Source organism: Pseudomonas sp. FW305-3-2-15-C-LB1 (genome assembly GCF_058787615.1).
Genome location: NZ_JBYSZX010000005.1, coordinates 93,255 through 111,176, shown reverse-complemented (window position 1 = coordinate 111,176; position 17,922 = coordinate 93,255). Strand labels below are relative to the sequence as shown.

General features: G+C 61.4%; 23 protein-coding genes. 17 read left to right on the top strand and 6 right to left on the bottom strand.

Annotated elements, in window-relative coordinates:
* Positions 1-31 precede the first annotated feature (31 nt).
* Complete coding sequence (locus tag AC3WP7_RS12125; protein WP_071488238.1) at positions 32-385, bottom strand: hypothetical protein; 354 nt, start codon at positions 383-385, stop codon at positions 32-34.
* A gap of 212 nt (positions 386-597) precedes the next feature.
* Between AC3WP7_RS12125 and AC3WP7_RS12120 the strand changes: the two genes are divergently transcribed.
* The 4 genes from AC3WP7_RS12120 (at position 598) to ada (ending at position 2,906) form a co-directional block, all read left to right on the top strand.
* Positions 598-900 carry a DUF1883 domain-containing protein gene (locus AC3WP7_RS12120; protein WP_003191319.1) on the top strand — a complete coding sequence of 101 codons (303 nt, stop codon included), beginning with the start codon at positions 598-600 and terminating at the stop codon, positions 898-900.
* A gap of 40 nt (positions 901-940) precedes the next feature.
* Positions 941-1,108, top strand: coding sequence for a hypothetical protein (locus tag AC3WP7_RS12115; RefSeq protein WP_012724160.1), 168 nt, complete (start codon positions 941-943; stop codon positions 1,106-1,108).
* A gap of 4 nt (positions 1,109-1,112) precedes the next feature.
* Positions 1,113-1,778 (top strand): DNA oxidative demethylase AlkB, encoded by a 666-nt coding sequence (alkB, locus tag AC3WP7_RS12110; RefSeq protein ID WP_102591977.1) that lies wholly within the window; start codon positions 1,113-1,115, stop codon positions 1,776-1,778.
* Positions 1,779-1,853: 75 nt separating this feature from the next.
* On the top strand, positions 1,854-2,906 hold the full coding sequence (gene ada, locus AC3WP7_RS12105; protein WP_092243718.1) for a bifunctional DNA-binding transcriptional regulator/O6-methylguanine-DNA methyltransferase Ada: 1,053 nt from the start codon (positions 1,854-1,856) through the stop codon (positions 2,904-2,906).
* A 56-nt stretch (positions 2,907-2,962) separates the two neighbouring features.
* Here ada and AC3WP7_RS12100 read toward each other — a convergent pair whose 3' ends face one another.
* The gene (locus AC3WP7_RS12100) at positions 2,963-3,556 is read right to left on the bottom strand and encodes a CGNR zinc finger domain-containing protein (RefSeq protein ID WP_102591976.1); all 594 of its coding nucleotides are present in this window, start codon (positions 3,554-3,556) and stop codon (positions 2,963-2,965) included.
* A gap of 174 nt (positions 3,557-3,730) precedes the next feature.
* Here AC3WP7_RS12100 and AC3WP7_RS12095 point away from each other — a divergent pair, with 174 nt between their 5' ends.
* The 8 genes from AC3WP7_RS12095 (at position 3,731) to AC3WP7_RS12060 (ending at position 12,058) form a co-directional block, all read left to right on the top strand.
* Entirely contained in the window at positions 3,731-4,609 is an 879-nt protein-coding gene (locus AC3WP7_RS12095) for an alpha/beta fold hydrolase (RefSeq protein ID WP_093513263.1), read from the top strand.
* Positions 4,610-4,718: 109 nt separating this feature from the next.
* Positions 4,719-5,777: an NAD(P)H-dependent flavin oxidoreductase gene (locus tag AC3WP7_RS12090; RefSeq protein ID WP_102591975.1), complete on the top strand. Its 1,059-nt coding sequence runs from the start codon at positions 4,719-4,721 to the stop codon at positions 5,775-5,777.
* Positions 5,778-5,896: 119 nt separating this feature from the next.
* Positions 5,897-6,655, top strand: coding sequence for a molybdate ABC transporter substrate-binding protein (gene modA / locus AC3WP7_RS12085; RefSeq protein WP_102591974.1), 759 nt, complete (start codon positions 5,897-5,899; stop codon positions 6,653-6,655).
* Entirely contained in the window at positions 6,656-7,336 is a 681-nt protein-coding gene (modB, locus tag AC3WP7_RS12080) for a molybdate ABC transporter permease subunit (protein ID WP_093121035.1), read from the top strand.
* 5 nt (positions 7,337-7,341) lie between these two features.
* On the top strand, positions 7,342-8,421 hold the full coding sequence (gene modC, locus AC3WP7_RS12075; protein ID WP_093121257.1) for a molybdenum ABC transporter ATP-binding protein: 1,080 nt from the start codon (positions 7,342-7,344) through the stop codon (positions 8,419-8,421).
* Between the two features lie 78 nt (positions 8,422-8,499).
* Positions 8,500-9,537 (top strand): DNA topoisomerase IB, encoded by a 1,038-nt coding sequence (locus AC3WP7_RS12070; protein ID WP_102591973.1) that lies wholly within the window; start codon positions 8,500-8,502, stop codon positions 9,535-9,537.
* 124 nt (positions 9,538-9,661) lie between these two features.
* On the top strand, positions 9,662-11,284 hold the full coding sequence (locus AC3WP7_RS12065) for an ABC-F family ATP-binding cassette domain-containing protein (protein ID WP_102591972.1): 1,623 nt from the start codon (positions 9,662-9,664) through the stop codon (positions 11,282-11,284).
* Positions 11,285-11,353: 69 nt separating this feature from the next.
* Positions 11,354-12,058, top strand: coding sequence for a YoaK family protein (locus AC3WP7_RS12060; RefSeq protein ID WP_092243742.1), 705 nt, complete (start codon positions 11,354-11,356; stop codon positions 12,056-12,058).
* Between the two features lie 144 nt (positions 12,059-12,202).
* On the opposite strand, the gene AC3WP7_RS12055 is transcribed toward AC3WP7_RS12060, so the two are convergent.
* The 4 genes from AC3WP7_RS12055 to AC3WP7_RS12040 all read right to left on the bottom strand — a co-directional run bounded on the left by AC3WP7_RS12055 (position 12,203) and on the right by AC3WP7_RS12040 (position 14,023).
* Entirely contained in the window at positions 12,203-12,556 is a 354-nt protein-coding gene (locus tag AC3WP7_RS12055) for a hypothetical protein (RefSeq protein ID WP_058427861.1), read from the bottom strand.
* Between the two features lie 176 nt (positions 12,557-12,732).
* Positions 12,733-13,044, bottom strand: coding sequence for an AzlD domain-containing protein (locus tag AC3WP7_RS12050; protein WP_071488226.1), 312 nt, complete (start codon positions 13,042-13,044; stop codon positions 12,733-12,735).
* A complete protein-coding gene (locus AC3WP7_RS12045; RefSeq protein ID WP_071488225.1) occupies positions 13,041-13,736 on the bottom strand; it encodes an AzlC family ABC transporter permease in 696 nt (231 codons plus the stop codon). The genes AC3WP7_RS12050 and AC3WP7_RS12045 overlap by 4 nt, the downstream gene beginning before the upstream one ends.
* A 71-nt stretch (positions 13,737-13,807) precedes the next feature.
* Positions 13,808-14,023: a hypothetical protein gene (locus AC3WP7_RS12040; protein ID WP_025856028.1), complete on the bottom strand. Its 216-nt coding sequence runs from the start codon at positions 14,021-14,023 to the stop codon at positions 13,808-13,810.
* A 177-nt stretch (positions 14,024-14,200) separates the two neighbouring features.
* Between AC3WP7_RS12040 and AC3WP7_RS12035 the strand changes: the two genes are divergently transcribed.
* Genes AC3WP7_RS12035 through AC3WP7_RS12015 form a run of 5 tightly spaced genes read left to right on the top strand, consistent with a single transcriptional unit; the run spans position 14,201 to position 17,883 of the window.
* Entirely contained in the window at positions 14,201-14,557 is a 357-nt protein-coding gene (locus AC3WP7_RS12035; RefSeq protein ID WP_071488224.1) for a metalloregulator ArsR/SmtB family transcription factor, read from the top strand.
* Between the two features lie 19 nt (positions 14,558-14,576).
* Positions 14,577-15,860: an arsenic transporter gene (locus tag AC3WP7_RS12030; protein WP_092243745.1), complete on the top strand. Its 1,284-nt coding sequence runs from the start codon at positions 14,577-14,579 to the stop codon at positions 15,858-15,860.
* A 13-nt stretch (positions 15,861-15,873) separates the two neighbouring features.
* Complete coding sequence (locus AC3WP7_RS12025; protein WP_071488222.1) at positions 15,874-16,344, top strand: arsenate reductase ArsC; 471 nt, start codon at positions 15,874-15,876, stop codon at positions 16,342-16,344.
* A gap of 11 nt (positions 16,345-16,355) precedes the next feature.
* The gene (arsH, locus tag AC3WP7_RS12020; protein WP_093121041.1) at positions 16,356-17,042 is read left to right on the top strand and encodes an arsenical resistance protein ArsH; all 687 of its coding nucleotides are present in this window, start codon (positions 16,356-16,358) and stop codon (positions 17,040-17,042) included.
* Between the two features lie 49 nt (positions 17,043-17,091).
* Positions 17,092-17,883, top strand: a complete 792-nt coding sequence (locus AC3WP7_RS12015; RefSeq protein WP_102591971.1) for an AraC family transcriptional regulator — start codon at positions 17,092-17,094, stop codon at positions 17,881-17,883.
* Positions 17,884-17,922 lie beyond the last annotated feature (39 nt).

Genomic DNA, 17,922 nt, shown 5'->3' with positions numbered 1-17,922 from the left:
TGCCCTGCCCGATCAGTGGGTGAAACGGCGCTTATGAACCGGAAATGCACTCTTCGCCGGCCTTCTTCACATCACCGGGACGGATCGGCACATTGGACATGCTCTCATAGAGCTTGATACTGCTGCCACTGGAGCGGTCTTCGATCTCGAAAATCGCCGACGGGTCAGCCGAGAATTTCTGCGGCACAATCACCTGCACACCGTCCTTATGTGGCTCGATCTGCGGCGGGCGGCGCGTGGTGGACAGTTTGCGCACTACACAGGCAGCATATTCCTGCGGTTTCTTCCCGGAAATGACCGCCAGGGTCGGCGGGGTCTGCTTGATATCTGCAACCGAAGCACACCCACCAATCGCCAGGGCCAGAACCAACACACTCCACTTCATACAAAACCTCCGATAAAGACCCTACGACAGCGGGGATGGTATTTTTCTCCCGCCCACGTAGGATTTATCCCTGAAAACTCGGTAAATAACTGTTTTAAATTGTCGACGTCGTTGAACACGGGCCGATAATAAACGCGCTGGGGCTGATAAACTCCATCTTAACCTACGTATCGTTCTGATTTTTCAGAAAAAGCCCTTCTGGAGACACCCTCATGAAATTCATCCACCAGCGCGAGCACCTCAACGAGGGAGACATTGTTGTCATCGAATGCTCGCAGACTTGTAATATCCGGCTAATGAGCGATGCGAACTTTCGCAGCTTCAAGAATGGCGGCCGACACACCTACCACGGCGGCGCGTTCGACAAGTTCCCCGCCAAGATCACCGCACCGAGCACCGGGTTCTGGAATATCACCCTGGACGTGGTCACACGCCGTGCCATCAGCGTGACCCGCAAACCCGCGCTGTCTCACAAGATCCGCATTGTGCGTCGCACCAGCTCCAAGCTGAGCTGAGCTGAGCTGAGCTGACCCGCCCCTCCCACAGGAAACGATCGTGACCGCTACTACCAAATACGTGATCAAGTACAAGCTCAACGGCGAACGCCGCTTTGAGTTCGCTCAACTGCAGACCAACAGCGTCGAAGAAGCCAAGCAAGCCTTGGCGAAAATTCACGATGCCAGTGATGAAATCACCGACATCAATGTGAGCAAGGCGCTGTAGGCGAATGCCCGGCCCCACCGAAGATCTGTTCGCCGAAGACGCCTTGCAGCAACCCGCAGGGCGCGAGCAAATTGGCGAACAGTCCTGCGTATTAAAAGGCTACGCCCTGCCCTGGATTGAGCGCCTTCTACCGGAACTACGGCAGGTGCTGGCTCAATCACCGTTTCGGCAAATGGTCACACCGGGTGGTTTTACCATGTCGGCGGCATTGAGCAGTTGCGGCGACCTGGGCTGGACTACCGACACCTCTGGTTACCGTTACTCATCCGTGGACCCACGTAGCCAGCAACCCTGGCCGCCCATGCCGTGCGCCCTGCGCGAATTGGCGGTGCTGGCGGCCGCTGATGCCGGGTTCCCTGACTTTGTCCCGGACGCCTGCCTGATCAACCGCTATGTACCCGGCGCAAAAATGTCGCTGCATCAAGACAAGAATGAGCGTCGTTACAGCGAACCCGTGGTGTCTGTCTCGCTCGGACTGCCGGCGATTTTCCTGTTTGGTGGGCATGCGCGCAGCGACAAGCCCCGCAAAGTCTCGCTGTTCCATGGCGACGTGGTGGTCTGGGGCGGCGTGGACCGCCTGCGCTTTCATGGCGTGATGCCGATCAAGGAAGGCGTGCACCCGGTGATGGGTGCGCAACGCATCAACCTGACCTTTCGCACCGCCGGCTGATTTGACCGCAAGCTTCAGAGTGCCAGGCGTTCGCGACCCGGCTAATCTGGCCGGGATCCGTCAAGAGTGCCGAACATGACTACCGAACAAGACCCGCGCTGGGCCGCCGTACTTGCCCGTGACCCCAAGGCCGATGCGCTGTTCGTCTATGGCGTGAAGACCACCGGCGTGTACTGCCGCGCCAGTAGCGCTTCACGCTTGCCGCGCCCGGAAAACATCGAGTTCTTCGACACCCCGGCGCAGGCCGAAGCCGCCGGCTATCGCGCCAGCAGACGCGCGGTCGGCGACCAGACCCAGCTCGCGGCGCAGCATGCACAACTGGTGGCCGATGCCTGTCGTCATATCGAACAGGCCGACACTCCACCCAGCCTGAATACGCTGGCACTGCACGCCAATCTCAGCCCCTTTCATTTTCACCGTGTGTTCAAAGCCGTTACTGGCCTGACACCCAAGGGCTATGCCAGCGCCCATCGTTCGCGCAAGGTGCGCGACGGTCTCAAGAGCGCGCACTCAGTGACGGATGCACTGTATGACGCGGGCTTCAACTCCAACAGCCGCTTTTATGAATCCGCCGACCAACTACTTGGCATGAAGCCCGGCGACTACAAGGCCGGGGGCACCAACACTGCGATACTGTTCGCCGTCGGGCAGTGCTCACTGGGAGCGATCCTGGTGGCGCAGAGCGCTCGCGGCGTCTGTGCCATTCTGCTGGGGGATGACCCGGACCAACTGGTGCGCGATCTACAGGATCAATTTCCCAACGCGGAACTGGTGGGCGCCGACCCGGGTTTCGAGCAACTGATTGCGCAGGTCGTGGGGTTTATCGAAGCGCCCGCGCTCGGCCTGGACTTGCCACTGGACCTGCGCGGCACCGCATTCCAGGAACGGGTCTGGCAAGCCTTGCGTGAGATTCCACCGGGCAGCACCGCCAGCTACGCGCAGATCGCCGAGCGCATCGGCGCACCAAAGTCGTTCCGTGCGGTGGCCCAGGCGTGTGGCGCCAACAGCCTGGCGGTGGCCATCCCTTGCCACCGCGTAGTGCGTAGCAATGGTGAGCTATCGGGCTACCGCTGGGGGGTGGAGCGCAAACAGCAATTGCTGGCCAGAGAACAGTCGTCTAAGACCTAGCGGATCCCTGACTGTCGCGACGTGCTGCTCCTGGAAGGTGTGCAAGGCTATCTCCTTCAAAGCTTAAGTTTGCGTTTACGAAATTCAGCGACTTTATGCCTATTGCCACACAACGCCATGCTGCACCAGCGGCGCTTGTGGGCCTTGGTGCGGTCATAAAACCACAAGATGCATTCCGGATGCTCGCAGCGCCGGATCAAATTGAAATCTCCTTCCACCAGCAACGTGGCGGCCGCCTCGGCAATCGGGGCCAGGAACTGTTGCGCCGTCTGCTGCTTGCGCTGGCGCTCAAGCTTTGGCGCCTCGGACGCCGGCCACACCAACTGCGGGTGGCTCACCGCCTTGCGTAAAAAGCCGTTGAGCGCAGCCGGATTGCCAGGTTGTCGCGCTTTGCGCGCAGCCACCAACTCACGAATCACTTCGCGCAACTCCCGCGCGGCGCTGAGCAAGGCCCCTGGTTCAAACTGCGCAATACCGTGTTGTTCAACCCATTGCAGGCGCACCAACCAGGCGGCCACGTCGGCATCGGCCTGCCAGAAATCCCACGGCACGCCGTCGATGTTCGCCAGGGTATTGAGCATGTCCAACACCGGATCATCGGCCAGGACGTAGGGTTCCGAGGGGGCGGCAGTGGATGGGGAACGGGTCATGGGGCAATCCTCTTGTGAGCGCCCGTATCGTAACCGCTATTACGCCATCAGGATAGTTACAAAAACAATAATTCTAACCCTCATAAATGATTTGACAGGTTACATTAATCAGCGCAGCTTTTTAAAAAGGTAACCCGTAAATCAACTCAATCTAGTTACAAAGGGCATTCCATCATGACCACTCCAACCCCTGTCGTTCACTACCGCCACGTCGATGCCGACGGCGTGCGCATGTTCTACCGCGAGGCCGGTGCTGCATCGGCACCGGTCATGTTGCTGCTGCACGGCTTTCCCAGTTCGTCGCACATGTACCGCGACCTGATCCCCTTGCTTGCCACGCGCTTCCGGGTCATTGCGCCGGACCTGCCGGGCTTCGGCTTCACCGAGGTGCCGGCTGAGCGCGATTACCACTACAGCTTCGACAACCTGGCAATCACGGTCGGGCATTTTGTCGATGCGCTGGCGTTGAGCCGTTACGCCCTGTATGTGTTCGACTATGGCGCGCCGGTGGGCCTGCGGCTGGCGGTGGCGCATCCGGAACGGGTCAGCGCACTGGTGTCGCAGAACGGTAACGCCTATCTGGAGGGCCTGGGGGATGCCTGGGCACCGATTCGCAGCTATTGGAACGAGCCGTCCCAGGCCAACCGCGAGGTGATTCGCAACGCAGTGATCAGCCTGGAAGGCACGCGCTACCAATACCTGCATGGCGTAAAGCAGCCCGAGCGGGTAGCCCCGGAATCCTACATGCTCGATGTACTGCTCATGCAGCGCCCCGGCAATGACGAGATCCAACTGGACCTGTTCCTCGACTACCGCAACAACCTGACGCTGTACCCGGCGTTCCAGGCGTTCTTCAAGGCCACACACGTGCCCACCCTGGTGATCTGGGGCCAGAACGACCCGTTCTTTATCCCGCCAGGCGCCCACGCCTATAAAACCGACAACCCGAACGCCGTGGTGGAACTGCTCGACACCGGTCACTTCGCCCTGGAAACCCACGCCGCCCATATCGCCGAGCGGATTCACGCCGTACTCGGCAACGCCATTGATTGATGACGCACCACGAAACGCCGCGATCGTCCAGTGAATAAAACAGAGTGGCCGGGGGCCATGGGCCCTGTTAAAACAGTGAAAAGCCTCACTAACGCTGGAGACGCATCCCATGAGCACCTGGCCAGACACCCGCCTTCTCGACCTGCTGGGCATTCAGTTGCCCATCATCCAGGCCCCCATGGCGGTGGGCACGACCACCGCCATGGTTATCGCCGCCAATCAGGCCGGTGCGTTGGGTTCGCTGCCGGCTGCAGCACTGAGCATCGAGCAGCTGCGCGAAGCGCTGACCGCCATCCGCCAGGCCAGCCCACGTCCGATCAACGTCAATTTCTTCTGCCACCAACCGCCCACGCCAGACCCCGAGCGTGATCGCCGCTGGAAGGCACTGCTGGAACCCTACTACCGCGAACTGGGCGCCGACTTTGATGCGCCCACCCCGGTCTCCAACCGTGAACCGTTCAATGACGCCGCGTGCCAGGTCGTCGAAGAATTTCGCCCCGAGGTGGTCAGCTTTCACTTCGGTTTGCCGGAAAAGTCCCTGCTGGACCGGGTGAAAGCCACGGATGCCAAAGTGCTGTCTTCGGCCACCACCGTGGAAGAAGCGATCTGGCTGGAACAGCATGGCTGCGATGCAATCATCGCCATGGGCAGTGAGGCCGGCGGGCACCGTGGATTGTTCCTCAGCGACGACCTCAATACCCAGATCGGCCTGTTCGCCCTGTTGCCGCAAGTCGTCGACGCCGTCAGCGTGCCAGTGATTGCCGCCGGCGGCATCGGTGATGCGCGCGGGATTGTCGCAGCGTTCGCCCTCGGCGCCTCGGCGGTGCAGATTGGCACGGCGTACCTGTTTACTCCCGAAGCCAACGTCACGGCTTCACATCACTATGCTTTGCGCCATGCCCAGGCCAGCGAAACCGCGCTGACCAACCTGTTCACCGGTCGCCCGGCACGGGGCATCGTCAACCGGGTAATGCGCGAGTTGGGCGCGATCAACCCGGCCGCACCGGCGTTCCCCACTTCCGGTGGCGCGTTGATACCGCTCAAGGCCAAGGATGAAGCGGGCTTCAGCAACCTGTGGTCCGGCCAGGCACTGCGCCTGGGCAAAGACACCACGACTTTTGAACTGACCCGTGAATTGGCGGAGCAGGCGCTGGCCAAGCTCAACTAGCACTCGGCTGTGTGGCAACTTTGCACTGTACCGGCAAAGGCCAACCGCTATATATTCCCATACATAGCGGTTAAGCCTTCTACCTATAACAAGCCGTACACCCTCAAAGGAGCTGTTTCATGAAGAGTCATGCCTCACGCCTGGCCATCCTGGCCGTTGCCCTGGCATTCGGTTCGGCCCACGCCGATGAAGTCCAGGTGGCCGTCGCCGCCAACTTCACTGCACCGATCCAGGCGATCGCCACCGACTTCGAGAAAGATACCGGGCACAAACTGGTCGCGGCCTACGGTGCCACCGGCCAGTTCTACACCCAGATCAAGAATGGCGCGCCGTTCGAAGTATTCCTGAGCGCCGACGACACCACCCCGCAAAAGCTTGAAAGCGAAGGCGATACCGTCAAGGGTTCGCGCTTCACCTACGCCATCGGCACCCTGGCGCTATGGTCGGCGAAGGACGGTTACGTCGACGCCAAAGGCGACGTATTGAAGAAAAACGAGTTCAAGCACCTGTCGATTGCCAACCCGAAAGCCGCACCCTATGGCCTGGCTGCCACTCAGGTGTTGGCCAAGGAAGGTCTGACCGACAAGGTCAAGGACAAGATTGTCGAAGGCCAGAACATCACCCAGGCTTATCAGTTCGTGTCCACCGGCAACGCCGAGCTGGGCTTTGTGGCGTTGTCGCAGATTTATAAAGACGGCAACGTCACCAGCGGTTCGGCGTGGATCGTCCCGGCGTCCATGCACGACCCGATCAAACAGGACGCAGTGATCCTCAACAAGGGCAAAGACAGCGCCGCCGCCAAGGCACTGGTCGAATACCTCAAGGGGCCTAAAGCCGCTGCCGTCATCAAGTCCTTTGGTTACGAGCTGGCCAAGTAAATGCCGTTATCGAGTGCCGATTTCTCCGCTATCTGGTTGACCCTCAAACTGGCCTCACTGACCACCGTGATCCTGCTGGTCATCGGCACTCCGATTGCCTTGTGGCTGTCGCGCACCCGTTCCTGGTGGCGCGGCCCCATTGGTGCGATCGTCGCCTTGCCCTTGGTGTTGCCGCCGACGGTGATCGGTTTCTACCTGTTGTTGACCATGGGGCCCAATGGCTATTTCGGCCAGTTCACTCAGTGGTTGGGCCTGGGCACCCTCACCTTCAGCTTCGCCGGGCTGGTGATCGGCTCAGTGATCTATTCCATGCCGTTTGTGGTGCAGCCGTTGCAAAACGCCTTCTCCGCCATCGGCACACGCCCACTGGAAGTGGCCGCAACTTTGCGTGCCAACCCGTGGGACACTTTTTTCACGGTGATTCTGCCCCTGGCCCGCCCCGGCTTTATCACCGCCTCGATCCTGGGCTTTGCGCACACCGTCGGCGAATTCGGCGTGGTGCTGATGATCGGCGGCAATATCCCGGACAAGACCCGCGTGGTCTCCGTGCAGATCTACGACCATGTGGAAGCCATGGAATACGCCCAGGCCCATTGGCTGGCCGGCTCCATGGTGGTGTTCGCGTTCCTTGTGTTGCTGGCGCTCTACTCCAGCCGTAAAACCAGGATGGGCTGGAGCTGATGTCGATGATCAATGTACGCCTGAACCTCAAGTACTCGAGCTTTGCCCTCGATGTGGACCTGCACCTGCCCGGCCGAGGCGTGACCGCGCTGTTCGGGCATTCCGGTTCCGGCAAGACCACCTGCCTGCGCTGCATCGCCGGGCTGGAACGCGCCGAAGACGGCTTCATCCAGATCAATGATGACGTCTGGCAAGACAGCCGTAACGGGCTGTTCGTGCCGCCGCATAAACGTGCACTGGGCTACGTGTTTCAGGAGGCCAGCCTGTTTCCGCACCTGTCGGTGCGCGCCAACCTGGAGTTCGGCCTCAAGCGGATTGCCCGTCAACAGCGTCGTGTGGACATGGCCCAGGCTACTGAGTTGCTGGGCATCGGTCATCTGCTCGAGCGCCTTCCCCAACACCTCTCCGGCGGCGAGCGCCAGCGCATCGGTATCGCCCGCGCCTTGCTCACCAGCCCGAGCCTGCTGCTGATGGACGAGCCGCTGGCTGCCCTCGACAGTCAGCGCAAGGGGGAAATCCTGCCGTACCTCGAACGCCTGCACGATGAACTGGATATCCCGGTGCTGTACGTCAGCCATGCCCAGGATGAAGTGGCACGCCTGGCCGATCACATCGTGCTGCTCAGCGACGGCAAGGCCCTGGCCAGCGGCCCCATCGGTGAAACCCTGGCACGTCTCGACCTGCCCCTGGCGCGGGGTGACGATGCCGGTGTGGTCATCAATGGTACGGTCAGTGCCTACGACGACCACTACCAATTGCTCACGCTGCAACTGCCCGCCAGCGCCCTGCACATGCGCGTGGCCCATGCACCGCTGGCGCTGGGCAAGGCGCTGCGCATCAAGGTGCAGGCGCGCGACGTGAGCCTCAGTCTGCAAGCCGAGGAGCACAGCAGTATCCTCAATCGCCTGCCGGTCACCGTCACCCAGGAAATTGCCGCGGACAACAGCGCTCACGTGCTGGTACGCCTGGACGCGGGAGGCTCGCCGCTGTTGGCGCGCATCACGCGATTCTCCCGCGACCAGTTGCAACTGCACCCCGGCCAGACGTTGTGGGCGCAGATCAAGGCGGTCGCCGTGCTGGCTTGAGCAATCTTTTGGCACGACCGCATACGGCTGCGGTCAATCAGACATACCGGCCTGATGTGTTGCCAAGGAACCCGCCCCATGTCTGACTCTGCGCTGCCCCGCGACCTGCATTACGTTGACGACACCCAGCCCGGCATCCGTCGCAAGACGCTGCGGGGCAAGTTCCAGTATTTCGATTCCAAGGGAGAGCGTATCCGCGATGCGGATGAGATCAAGCGCCTCAACGCCCTCGCCGTACCGCCGGCCTACACCGATGTGTGGATCTGCGCCGACCCGCAAGGCCATCTGCAAGCGACCGGCCGCGACGCGCGCGGGCGCAAGCAGTATCGCTATCACGCGCGCTGGCGTGAGGTGCGCGACAGCGACAAATACTCGCGCCTGCAGGAATTTGGCAACGCCTTGCCGAAGCTGCGCAAACAGTTGGAAGCGCAAATCGCCGAACCCGGCTTTACCCGCGAAAAAGTCCTGGCCACGGTCGTCATGCTGCTGGACGCGACGCTGATCCGGGTCGGCAATACTCAGTATGCGCGGGACAACAAGTCCTACGGGCTGACCACCCTGCGCACCCGTCATGTGGATATCAAAGGCAGCGAGATCCAGTTCCAGTTTCGTGGAAAGAGCGGCGTAGAGCACCAGATCAGCGTCAAGGACCGGCGCCTGGCCACGGTGGTCAAACGCTGCATGGAGCTGCCGGGGCAGAACCTGTTCCAGTACCTGGACGAAGACGGTGTACGGCACACCGTCAGTTCCCAGGACGTCAATGACTACCTGCACCGTCTCACCGGCGCCGACTTCACCGCCAAGGACTACCGCACCTGGGCCGGCACCGCCATGGCGCTGGCGGTGTTACGCGAGCTGGAATGGCAGCCTGAGTCGGATGCCAAGCGGCATGTGGTGGCGATGGTCAAGGACGTCGCCAGGCAGCTGGGCAACACGCCGGCGGTGTGCCGCAAATGCTATATCCACCCGGCCGTGCTGGAGCATTTCAGCCTCGGCGAACTCTCCAAATTGCCCAAACCAAGACTGCGCAAAGGGCTCAAGGCCGAAGAAGTGGCCTTGGCGATGTTCCTGGAGCAACTGGCGCAAGACTTGCCGAAAAAAGCCAAGACGGGTTAGGCTTTGCCTCCCTTCTGATGCGCAGGACGACCGCCGACGTGAACCACTAAGCCTTCCAAAATGTACCCGCAACGAGCCGCCTGGCGCGCTTGTTGGCCTGTCCGACATTTTTTTGGAGGTGCTGATGACTGACGTCAACCGGCTGCCTGTGCTTGTTTCCCTGCAACATTTATCCTTCCGGTTCGCCAATGGCGAGACGCTGCTGGATGACCTCAACCTGTCCATCGATCACACCCCCACCGGTATCGTGGGGCGCAATGGTCGAGGAAAAAGTGTACTCGCCAAATTGATCGCGGGGCTGTTGTCGCCCTCCTCCGGCTCGTTGAATTGCCCGCGCAGCGTGATCTATGTAGCGCAGAACGTCGTGGTAGCGCCAGGCGATACCGTCGCCGATCTTACCGGCACCGCAGCGATATTGACCGCCCTTGAGCGCATGGCCCGAGGCGCCCCACAGATCGATGACCTCGAGTTGATCGATGATCGTTGGGACTTGGCCGAGCGTTTGCGCAGTAGCTTGAATGCCGCAGGGTTGTCGCGGCTTTCTGTTGATACCCCAGCCCGTCAACTCAGCGGCGGCCAGTTAGCCAGGGTTGCGATCATCGGCGCGCTGCTGGCCGCGCCACAGTTGCTGGTGCTCGATGAGCCCACCAACCACCTCGATAGCGATGGCCGCGCCTGGCTGCTGCGTGTCCTCGACGAATGGCGTGGCGGCCTGGTGGTGGTCAGCCATGACCGGCAATTACTCAACGCCATGGGGCGCATCATTGAACTGTCGCCGCTCGGCGTAAACCTATATGGCGGGAACTACGACGCCTATCGACAACAGCGCGACGCTGAACAGCACGCCGCCGTCGCCGCACTGGAACACGCCCGCCTGGAACGCAGCCGCGAAAAGCGGCGCCTGCAAAAAGGCCACGACAACCTGCAACGCCATACCGCCCGCTCACGCAAGCATGCGGAAACGGCCAACGTCGATCGCTTCACCAAAGCGCGCTGGAAAGGCGCTGCCTCGCAGATCGTCAGCACCGTGCGCAGCGCCCATGAGCAACACAAACAGGAGCTGGATGCCCAGGTGCGCCAAGCCTATGCACGGGTCGAGGATGAAACGCCGACGCTGGTGGCATTGCCTGCGTCAGCGGTACCCAACGGCCGACAGGTGCTGTCGTTGATCAACGCGCAATTACCCTGGCTGCCGTCGACCTGCCTCAACGTGCACCTCACCGGCCCGGTGCGGGTGGCGGTGCATGGACCCAACGGTTGCGGCAAGTCCACGCTGCTCAAAGTGCTGGCGGGAGAATGGCGTGCGGAAAGCGGCGAATGCCACGTGCACGTGCCCAGCGCCTATATCGATCAGCACCTCGCGCTGCTCGACGACCACCGTTCCATCGTCGAACAACTGAACCTGCTGGACACCCCGCTGGCGGAAGGCGAATTGCGCACGCGCCTGGCCCTGCTGCAACTGGATGCCCTGCGTGTGACCCAACCCGCCGGGCAACTCAGCGGCGGCGAACGCTTGAAGGCTGCGATGGCGGTTGCCTTGTGGCGCGCAGTGCCGGCGCAATTGCTGTTGCTGGACGAGCCGACCAACCATTTGGACCTGGAATCGGTGATGGCGTTTGAGCAAGCCATGCAAGGTTTTGCCGGGGCAATGCTGGTGGTGTCCCATGACGCGGCGTTTGTGCAGGCGATCAGGCCGACGCACTTTCTGGATTGGCATCCTGCGGGTTGGACCCTGACGCCTGCCTGAGGTCATTGCATGCGCGCTTAAAGCGTCCTACGGTAGTGGCCGGATAATCTCACCGAGGAACCCGGCCCTATGTTGCCTTCGCCACGAAAGCCCTACGTCAATGCCGCACTGGCCCATCGACAGCGTTGGCGTGGCCGCGTCGGACTGATGCTGGTGGCCAGCCTGTCGGTGCTGGCGGGCATGACCGATGCCATCGGCTTCATGGCCAGCGGTGACTTTGTTTCGTTCATGAGCGGGAACACTACGCGCCTGGCGGTGGCGATAAGCGCGGGTGACCTGGGCCTGACCGGGCGGCTGCTGTTGCTGGTGGCAACTTTTGTGGTGGGTAACGCGCTGGGCGTGGTGGTCGGCCGACTCAGCCGTCGCCATGCCCTGCCCTTGCTGCTGTGTATTGCCGCCTTGCTGTGCGGCGGTGCACTCCTGCCCTTCGCCGATACCTTGCCCGCGCTACTGGCGGCGATCATCGCGATGGGCATGCTCAATGCTGCGGTGGAAGAGGTCAACGGGCTGCCGGTGGGACTGACTTACGTCACCGGCGCACTGTCACGCTTTGGCCGTGGGCTGGGGCGCTGGCTGCTCGGCGAGCGCCGCAATGGCTGGCGCGTACAGTTGATCCCTTGGGCCGGGATGTTTGTGGGGGCGGTGATCGGTGCGCTGCTGGAGCAGCAGTTGGGGCTCAAGGCGCTGATCATCAGCGGTGTATTGGCGGGGCTGCTGGGGCTGGTATCGCTGAAGATCCCTCGGCGCTGGCACCTGGGCTTCATGCCCCGCTGAAGGTTAAAAGGAGCTCGCCCGACGTTTAGGCCTCGACGTCCGTGTACTGGTAAAGAGCCATCATGTCGGGCGAGCCGGTGAATCATAAGCGAATGCCTCGCGGCTGTCGTGCCAGGCATTTCCTAAATCGACTAAGGCAAGGGATTACAGGCAGGTCGCCAATGCGGCCAAACGACGCTTGGCCGGCATGTTGTCTTCGATGGCGTAGTACTTGATGGTGGAACCGCTGCCCGCGCTCTGCACATCGACAAAGTAATCGCCAGCGGTGGTGTACACCGTGAAGCCACCCGCGCCGATTGGCTCCTTGAAGCCGCCGGCGTCAACGCCGAACACACTTTCGTCCTGCCAGCCGAACTGCACGCATTCGGCAACGACCAGGGTGGCCTTGTCCGAAGCCAGGGTCTTGTAAGGCGTGCCTGCGCGCGCCTCTTTCATCTTCGAACCCGCGCAACCGGCCAGGGCCGCCAGTACCAGTGCGCCAATTACCACCTTGTGCATGCCATTGCTCCGTTGGAAAAAAACGCGACTGTACCATTGCCACAGGCCGGACTGACGGCCGCATGAACTTTGTTTCACTGTAAAGGGGCAAGGTGCGACCTATAGTGGTCACGCTCATTTTTAGAAGTCTTCCTTCCGCCCGCTCTCCCGCGGGCTTTTTTTCGCCCCGGTTGTACTCAGAGCAGCCAGCGGAACAGATAGAACAACGCCATGCTCAGCAGCACCGTCATCAACACATTGCGCGTCCAGAACATCAATGCCACGGCGCTGATACCCGCCAGCAGGTAAGGGTTGGCCGGGCTCAGGTTGAGCTGGTGGTCAGCCAGGAAAATGATCGGCCCGCAAATCGCCGTGAGCATCCCCGGCACCGCGAATCCCAGAAACTCCCGCGCGCCACGGTTGAGGCGCACCGGCAGGCGTGGCTCGATAAACAGGTAACGGTTGAGAAACACCACCAGGCCCATGGCCACAATCATGATGTAGATCATTGCTGCCCTACTCCCAGTCGCTTGCAGGCATACCCTGCGCTCATGCCCAGCAGGCCGGACACCACCACCGCCGATTCCCAATGCAGGAAGCTCAGCCACACCGAGAACAGCAATGACACCGCCACACAGACCACCGTGGGAACGTCACGCACCACCGGCGTAATCAAGGCGATGAAGGTGGCGGCGATGGAAAATTCCAGGCCCAGTTGGTCGAGGCCGGGAATGCTTTTACCAAGCACGATGCCGGCCAGGGTGAACAGGTTCCAGGCGATATAGAACGTCAGGCCGACACCCAAGGCATACCAGCGATTGAAGGTCTCGCGGTCATAGTGACTGACCAGCGCAAAGAATTCGTCGGTCAGCAGAAAGCCCAGGCTCATGCGCCAGCGGGTCTTGAGGGGAGAAAGGACCGGCCGCAAGTGCATGCCATACAGCAAATGCTGGGAGGTCAGCAGCAAGGTGGTCAGCACGATGGAAATCAGACTGGCGCCGCTCTTGACCATGCCGATGGCAACCAGTTGCGCAGCACCGGCGAATACGATGGCAGAAAGGCCCTGGGCTTCCAACGGGCTGAATTGTGCATCGATGGCCATGGAACCGGCCAACAGTCCCCAGGGCGCGCAGGCCAGGGACAAGGGAATGACGGCAATGGCGCCGCGAGCGAAGGCGTAATGAGGTAAGGCAGTAGGCATGGAAACGGCTCATCGACAGACAGTCGACAAGCATGCCAGCGCAACAATGGAGTTGTCTTGAACGATCTTGCTCAGGCGAGCCGGACCGACACTTGTTCCACCGAATCACGCGCTTCGCGCAGTTCGTGAGCATCCTGGTTGAGTCGGTGAATAGTATTGAGCAGGCGCTGGCGCAGCACTTCATCGCCGAGCTTTTCGACGGCGCGCATCAGGTCGAACGCCGCGGTTTCGTTATTTTCCGCGACGGAATCCAGGGTCTTGCGCAGGTTGCGAGTGGCACGGGTCACGCGGGGTCTTCCTTCATCAGCAATGGGCAGGCACTTTAGGACATTCGTGTTTCATTTTAATTTCAGACACTTGTGGTGATTTTCGAGACATATGATCCAAGTCAATTGAAACAGGATTTGACCAATACATATGGGAATACGTATATTCGGATAACCATATATACGAAGGCCTTGACCATGTCGGACCTCATCTCCCCGCCCACCCTGTTCAAATGCCTGGCCGATGCCACCCGGGCACGGCTGACGTTATTGATCCTGCGCGAAGGCGAACTTTGCGTGTGCGAACTGATCCATGCCTTGGACGACAGCCAGCCAAAAATCTCCCGTCACCTGGCGCAACTGCGCAGTTGCGGCTTGCTGCTGGATCGTCGTCAGGGTCAATGGATCTATTACCGCATCAATCCGGCATTACCCGACTGGGTCACTGCCGTGCTGCACACCACTTTGCAAGCCAACCAGCCCTGGTTGCACAGCGACGCACTGCGTCTGGATGCAATGGGCGACCGACCACAACGGGCCAGCACCTGCTGCTGAGCCACCGGAGCGTTTATCCATGCTTGTCGCCATCGCAATTTTTATCTTCACCATTGTTCTGGTCATCTGGCAGCCCAAAGGCCTGGGCGTCGGCTGGAGCGCAACCCTGGGCGCGATCCTGGCCCTGGCCTTCGGCGTGATCAGCCTGGCCGACATTCCAGTGGTATGGCACATCATCTGGAATGCCACCGGCACTTTTGTCGCGCTGATCATCATCAGCCTGCTGCTGGATGAGGCCGGTTTTTTTGCCTGGACCGCCTTGCATGTGGCGCGCTGGGGACGTGGACGCGGACGGCGTTTGTTTGCCTACATGGTGCTGCTCGGCGCGCTGGTGTCGGCGTTGTTTGCCAATGACGGCGCAGCGCTGATCCTGACGCCCATCGTGATGTCGATGCTGCTGGCCCTGCGCTTTTCCCCGGCGGCAACCCTGGCTTTCGTCATGGGCGCGGGATTCATCGCCGACACGGCCAGCCTGCCGCTGGTGGTGTCGAACCTGGTGAACATCGTTTCGGCCGACTACTTCAAGATCGGTTTCAACGAATACGCCGCCGTGATGGTGCCGGTGAACTTCGTCAGCGTCGCGGCCACCCTGGCGGTATTGCTGTGGTTCTTCCGCCGCGATATTCCACAAACCTACGACCCGGCCGACCTGGACGACCCCGCCAGCGCCATCCACGACCGCGCGACCTTCCGCGCCGGCTGGTGGGTGCTGGGCATCCTGCTGGTGGGGTGCTTCGCCCTGGAACCGCTGGGCATTCCGATCAGTGCGATTTCCGCCGCCTGTGCCCTGCTGTTGCTGGTGATCGCCGCCAAGGGGCACAAGATTTCCACGCGCAAAGTGCTGAAGGAAGCACCGTGGCAGATCGTGATCTTTTCCCTGGGCATGTACCTGGTGGTCTACGGTCTGCGTAACGCCGGCCTGACCACCTACCTGGCCACCTGGCTCGACACGTTTGCCACTTACGGCGTGTGGGGCGCGGCCATGGGCACCGGTGTGCTGACGGCGCTGCTGTCGTCGGCGATGAACAATCTGCCGACGGTGTTGATCGGCGCGCTGTCCATCGAGTCCAGCCATGCCGTGGGTGTGGTCAAGGACGCGATGATCTACGCCAACGTGATCGGCAGCGACCTCGGCCCGAAGATCACCCCTATCGGCAGCCTGGCCACCTTGCTGTGGCTGCACATCCTGGCGCGCAAAGGCATCAGCATCACCTGGGGCTACTACTTCAAGGTCGGCATCGTGCTGACCCTGCCGGTGCTGTTGATCACCCTCGCCGCCCTCGCCTTGCGCCTGAGTTTCTAACGGAGATACCCCGATGAAAGTCCTGTTCATGTGTACCGCCAACAGCTGCCGCAGCATCTTGTCCGAAGCCATGTTCAACCACCTGGCGCCGGAAGGCTTCGAAGCGATCAGCTCCGGCAGTTTTCCCAAGGGCCAGGTGCTGCCACGTAGCTTGAGCACGTTGCAGGCGGCCGGGATCAGTACCGAAGGGTTGTACAGCAAGGGCAACGATGCCTTTGAAGGCAGCCCGCCGGATGTGGTGATTACGGTGTGCGACAAGGCCGCCGGCGAAGCCTGCCCGGTGTACTTCGGGCCGGCCGTGAAGGCGCACTGGGGGTTGGAAGACCCGTCGGACGTCCAGGGTGACGACGCCAGTGTGCAAGCGGCATTCGACGCCACACTGAAGACCATCGCCACACGCTGCAGGGCGTTCTTCGTCCTGCCCTTCGGCGAACTCAGCCCTGCCGACCTCAAGGCGGAACTCGCGCGCATTGCGCAGTTGTAATCGGAGGCCCTATGACGACGCTGCCCAATCTGGACCTGTCCCTGATCGACTCAAAACCGGCCAGCCCGGACCAGCCGCCGCGCATCCTGCTGCTCTACGGCTCGACCCGCGAACGCTCGTTCAGCCGCCTGCTGGTGGAAGAAGCCGCACGGCTGTTGCAGCACTTCGGCGCGCATACCCGCATCTTCAACCCCAGCGGCCTGCCATTGCCGGATGACGCGCCCAGCGACCACCCCAAGGTGCAGGAACTGCTGGAACTGATGCAGTGGTCCGAAGGCCAGGTGTGGTGCTCGCCCGAGCGGCATGGCTCGATGTCGGCGGTGTTCAAGGCGCAACTGGACTGGGTGCCCTTGACCCTGGGCGCGGTCCGCCCGACTCAGGGCAAGACCCTGGCGGTGATGCAAGTGTCCGGCGGCTCCCAGTCCTTCAACACCGTCAACCAGCTGCGGGTGCTGGGGCGCTGGATGCGCATGTTCACCATCCCCAACCAGTCCTCGGTACCCAAGGCCTTCATGGAGTTCGATGAACAGGACCGCATGAAGCCCTCGGCGCTTTATGATCGGGTCGTCGATGTAATGGAAGAACTGGTGCGCTTCACCCTGCTGCTGCGCGACCGTCCCGACCTGGTGGACCGTTACTCGGAACGCAAGGAAAGCGCCGATGAACTGTCGCGCCGGGTCAATCAACGGTCGATTTGACCACCCCTGCCAGCGTATGCTCGTGCCTGTCCCCGACTGAGTGAAATCGATGAGCGCCGTGCAACACGCCTGGCTGGGCAACTATGAAGTCAGCAGCACTACCTGCACCGGCCTGACTTTTGCCCGCCACAGCCATGATGAATGTGTGATCGGCGTGAACCTGGCAGGCGAGGAAAAGGTCTGGCTGGATCGTCGCGAGTTCCACGCCGGCCCAGGCTCCATCACCCTGTACAACCCCGGTCAGATTCAAGGCGGCGGTGCGGCCGATGGTGCGCCCTGGCACTTTGTGAGCCTGTACGCCACGGCGGATCAATTGGCGGCGGACCTGGGGCTGGTGCATCTGGAATTTGACCGTGCCTTATGTGTTCAGCCCGAGCTTGCCCTGCGACTGGCCGCCGCAATCAAGGGTGCGCTAAACGGTGACACGCTGGTTCGCGACGTGAATGAAGATGCCTTGGTGCTGCTGTTGGCAGAGGTCGTGAACATCAGCGGCGTACGTCTGCCCGGCACCGCCAGCCCCGGCAAACCCCTCATCAGCCGCGCCCAGGCATTACTCGCCGAACACCTGCATCAACCCCTGACCCTGGACCACCTGGGCGGCGAACTGGGGTTGTCCAAATTCCACCTGCTGCGTGCCTTCCAGAAAGAAACCGGGCTGACGCCCAGGGAGTGGGCCATGCAGTTGCGTACCCGTCGCGCCAAAGGCCTGTTGCGCAATGGGGTTCCCGCCGGCGAGGCGGCCCACGACCTGGGCTTCGCCGACCAGAGTCACCTGAACCGGCATTTCCGGGCGGCCTACGGCATCACTCCTGGCCACTATCAAAGCACCGTGAAGCGCTGAACAGCGCAATCTGGTCCAAGACACCGCACCTGCACACCC

Coding starts and splice junctions, on each gene's coding strand:
- AC3WP7_RS12035 (WP_071488224.1), top strand. CDS start 14,201: ATGTCGGACCTCATCTCCCCGCCCACCCTGTTCAAATGCCTGGCCGAT.
- AC3WP7_RS12015 (WP_102591971.1), top strand. CDS start 17,092: ATGAGCGCCGTGCAACACGCCTGGCTGGGCAACTATGAAGTCAGCAGC.
- AC3WP7_RS12060 (WP_092243742.1), top strand. CDS start 11,354: ATGTTGCCTTCGCCACGAAAGCCCTACGTCAATGCCGCACTGGCCCAT.
- modB (WP_093121035.1), top strand. CDS start 6,656: ATGCCGTTATCGAGTGCCGATTTCTCCGCTATCTGGTTGACCCTCAAA.
- AC3WP7_RS12025 (WP_071488222.1), top strand. CDS start 15,874: ATGAAAGTCCTGTTCATGTGTACCGCCAACAGCTGCCGCAGCATCTTG.
- AC3WP7_RS12030 (WP_092243745.1), top strand. CDS start 14,577: ATGCTTGTCGCCATCGCAATTTTTATCTTCACCATTGTTCTGGTCATC.
- alkB (WP_102591977.1), top strand. CDS start 1,113: ATGCCCGGCCCCACCGAAGATCTGTTCGCCGAAGACGCCTTGCAGCAA.
- AC3WP7_RS12095 (WP_093513263.1), top strand. CDS start 3,731: ATGACCACTCCAACCCCTGTCGTTCACTACCGCCACGTCGATGCCGAC.
- arsH (WP_093121041.1), top strand. CDS start 16,356: ATGACGACGCTGCCCAATCTGGACCTGTCCCTGATCGACTCAAAACCG.
- AC3WP7_RS12120 (WP_003191319.1), top strand. CDS start 598: ATGAAATTCATCCACCAGCGCGAGCACCTCAACGAGGGAGACATTGTT.
- AC3WP7_RS12125 (WP_071488238.1), bottom strand. CDS start 385: ATGAAGTGGAGTGTGTTGGTTCTGGCCCTGGCGATTGGTGGGTGTGCT.
- modA (WP_102591974.1), top strand. CDS start 5,897: ATGAAGAGTCATGCCTCACGCCTGGCCATCCTGGCCGTTGCCCTGGCA.
- AC3WP7_RS12050 (WP_071488226.1), bottom strand. CDS start 13,044: ATGATCTACATCATGATTGTGGCCATGGGCCTGGTGGTGTTTCTCAAC.
- AC3WP7_RS12055 (WP_058427861.1), bottom strand. CDS start 12,556: ATGCACAAGGTGGTAATTGGCGCACTGGTACTGGCGGCCCTGGCCGGT.
- ada (WP_092243718.1), top strand. CDS start 1,854: ATGACTACCGAACAAGACCCGCGCTGGGCCGCCGTACTTGCCCGTGAC.
- AC3WP7_RS12065 (WP_102591972.1), top strand. CDS start 9,662: ATGACTGACGTCAACCGGCTGCCTGTGCTTGTTTCCCTGCAACATTTA.
- modC (WP_093121257.1), top strand. CDS start 7,342: ATGATCAATGTACGCCTGAACCTCAAGTACTCGAGCTTTGCCCTCGAT.
- AC3WP7_RS12090 (WP_102591975.1), top strand. CDS start 4,719: ATGAGCACCTGGCCAGACACCCGCCTTCTCGACCTGCTGGGCATTCAG.
- AC3WP7_RS12100 (WP_102591976.1), bottom strand. CDS start 3,556: ATGACCCGTTCCCCATCCACTGCCGCCCCCTCGGAACCCTACGTCCTG.
- AC3WP7_RS12070 (WP_102591973.1), top strand. CDS start 8,500: ATGTCTGACTCTGCGCTGCCCCGCGACCTGCATTACGTTGACGACACC.
- AC3WP7_RS12045 (WP_071488225.1), bottom strand. CDS start 13,736: ATGCCTACTGCCTTACCTCATTACGCCTTCGCTCGCGGCGCCATTGCC.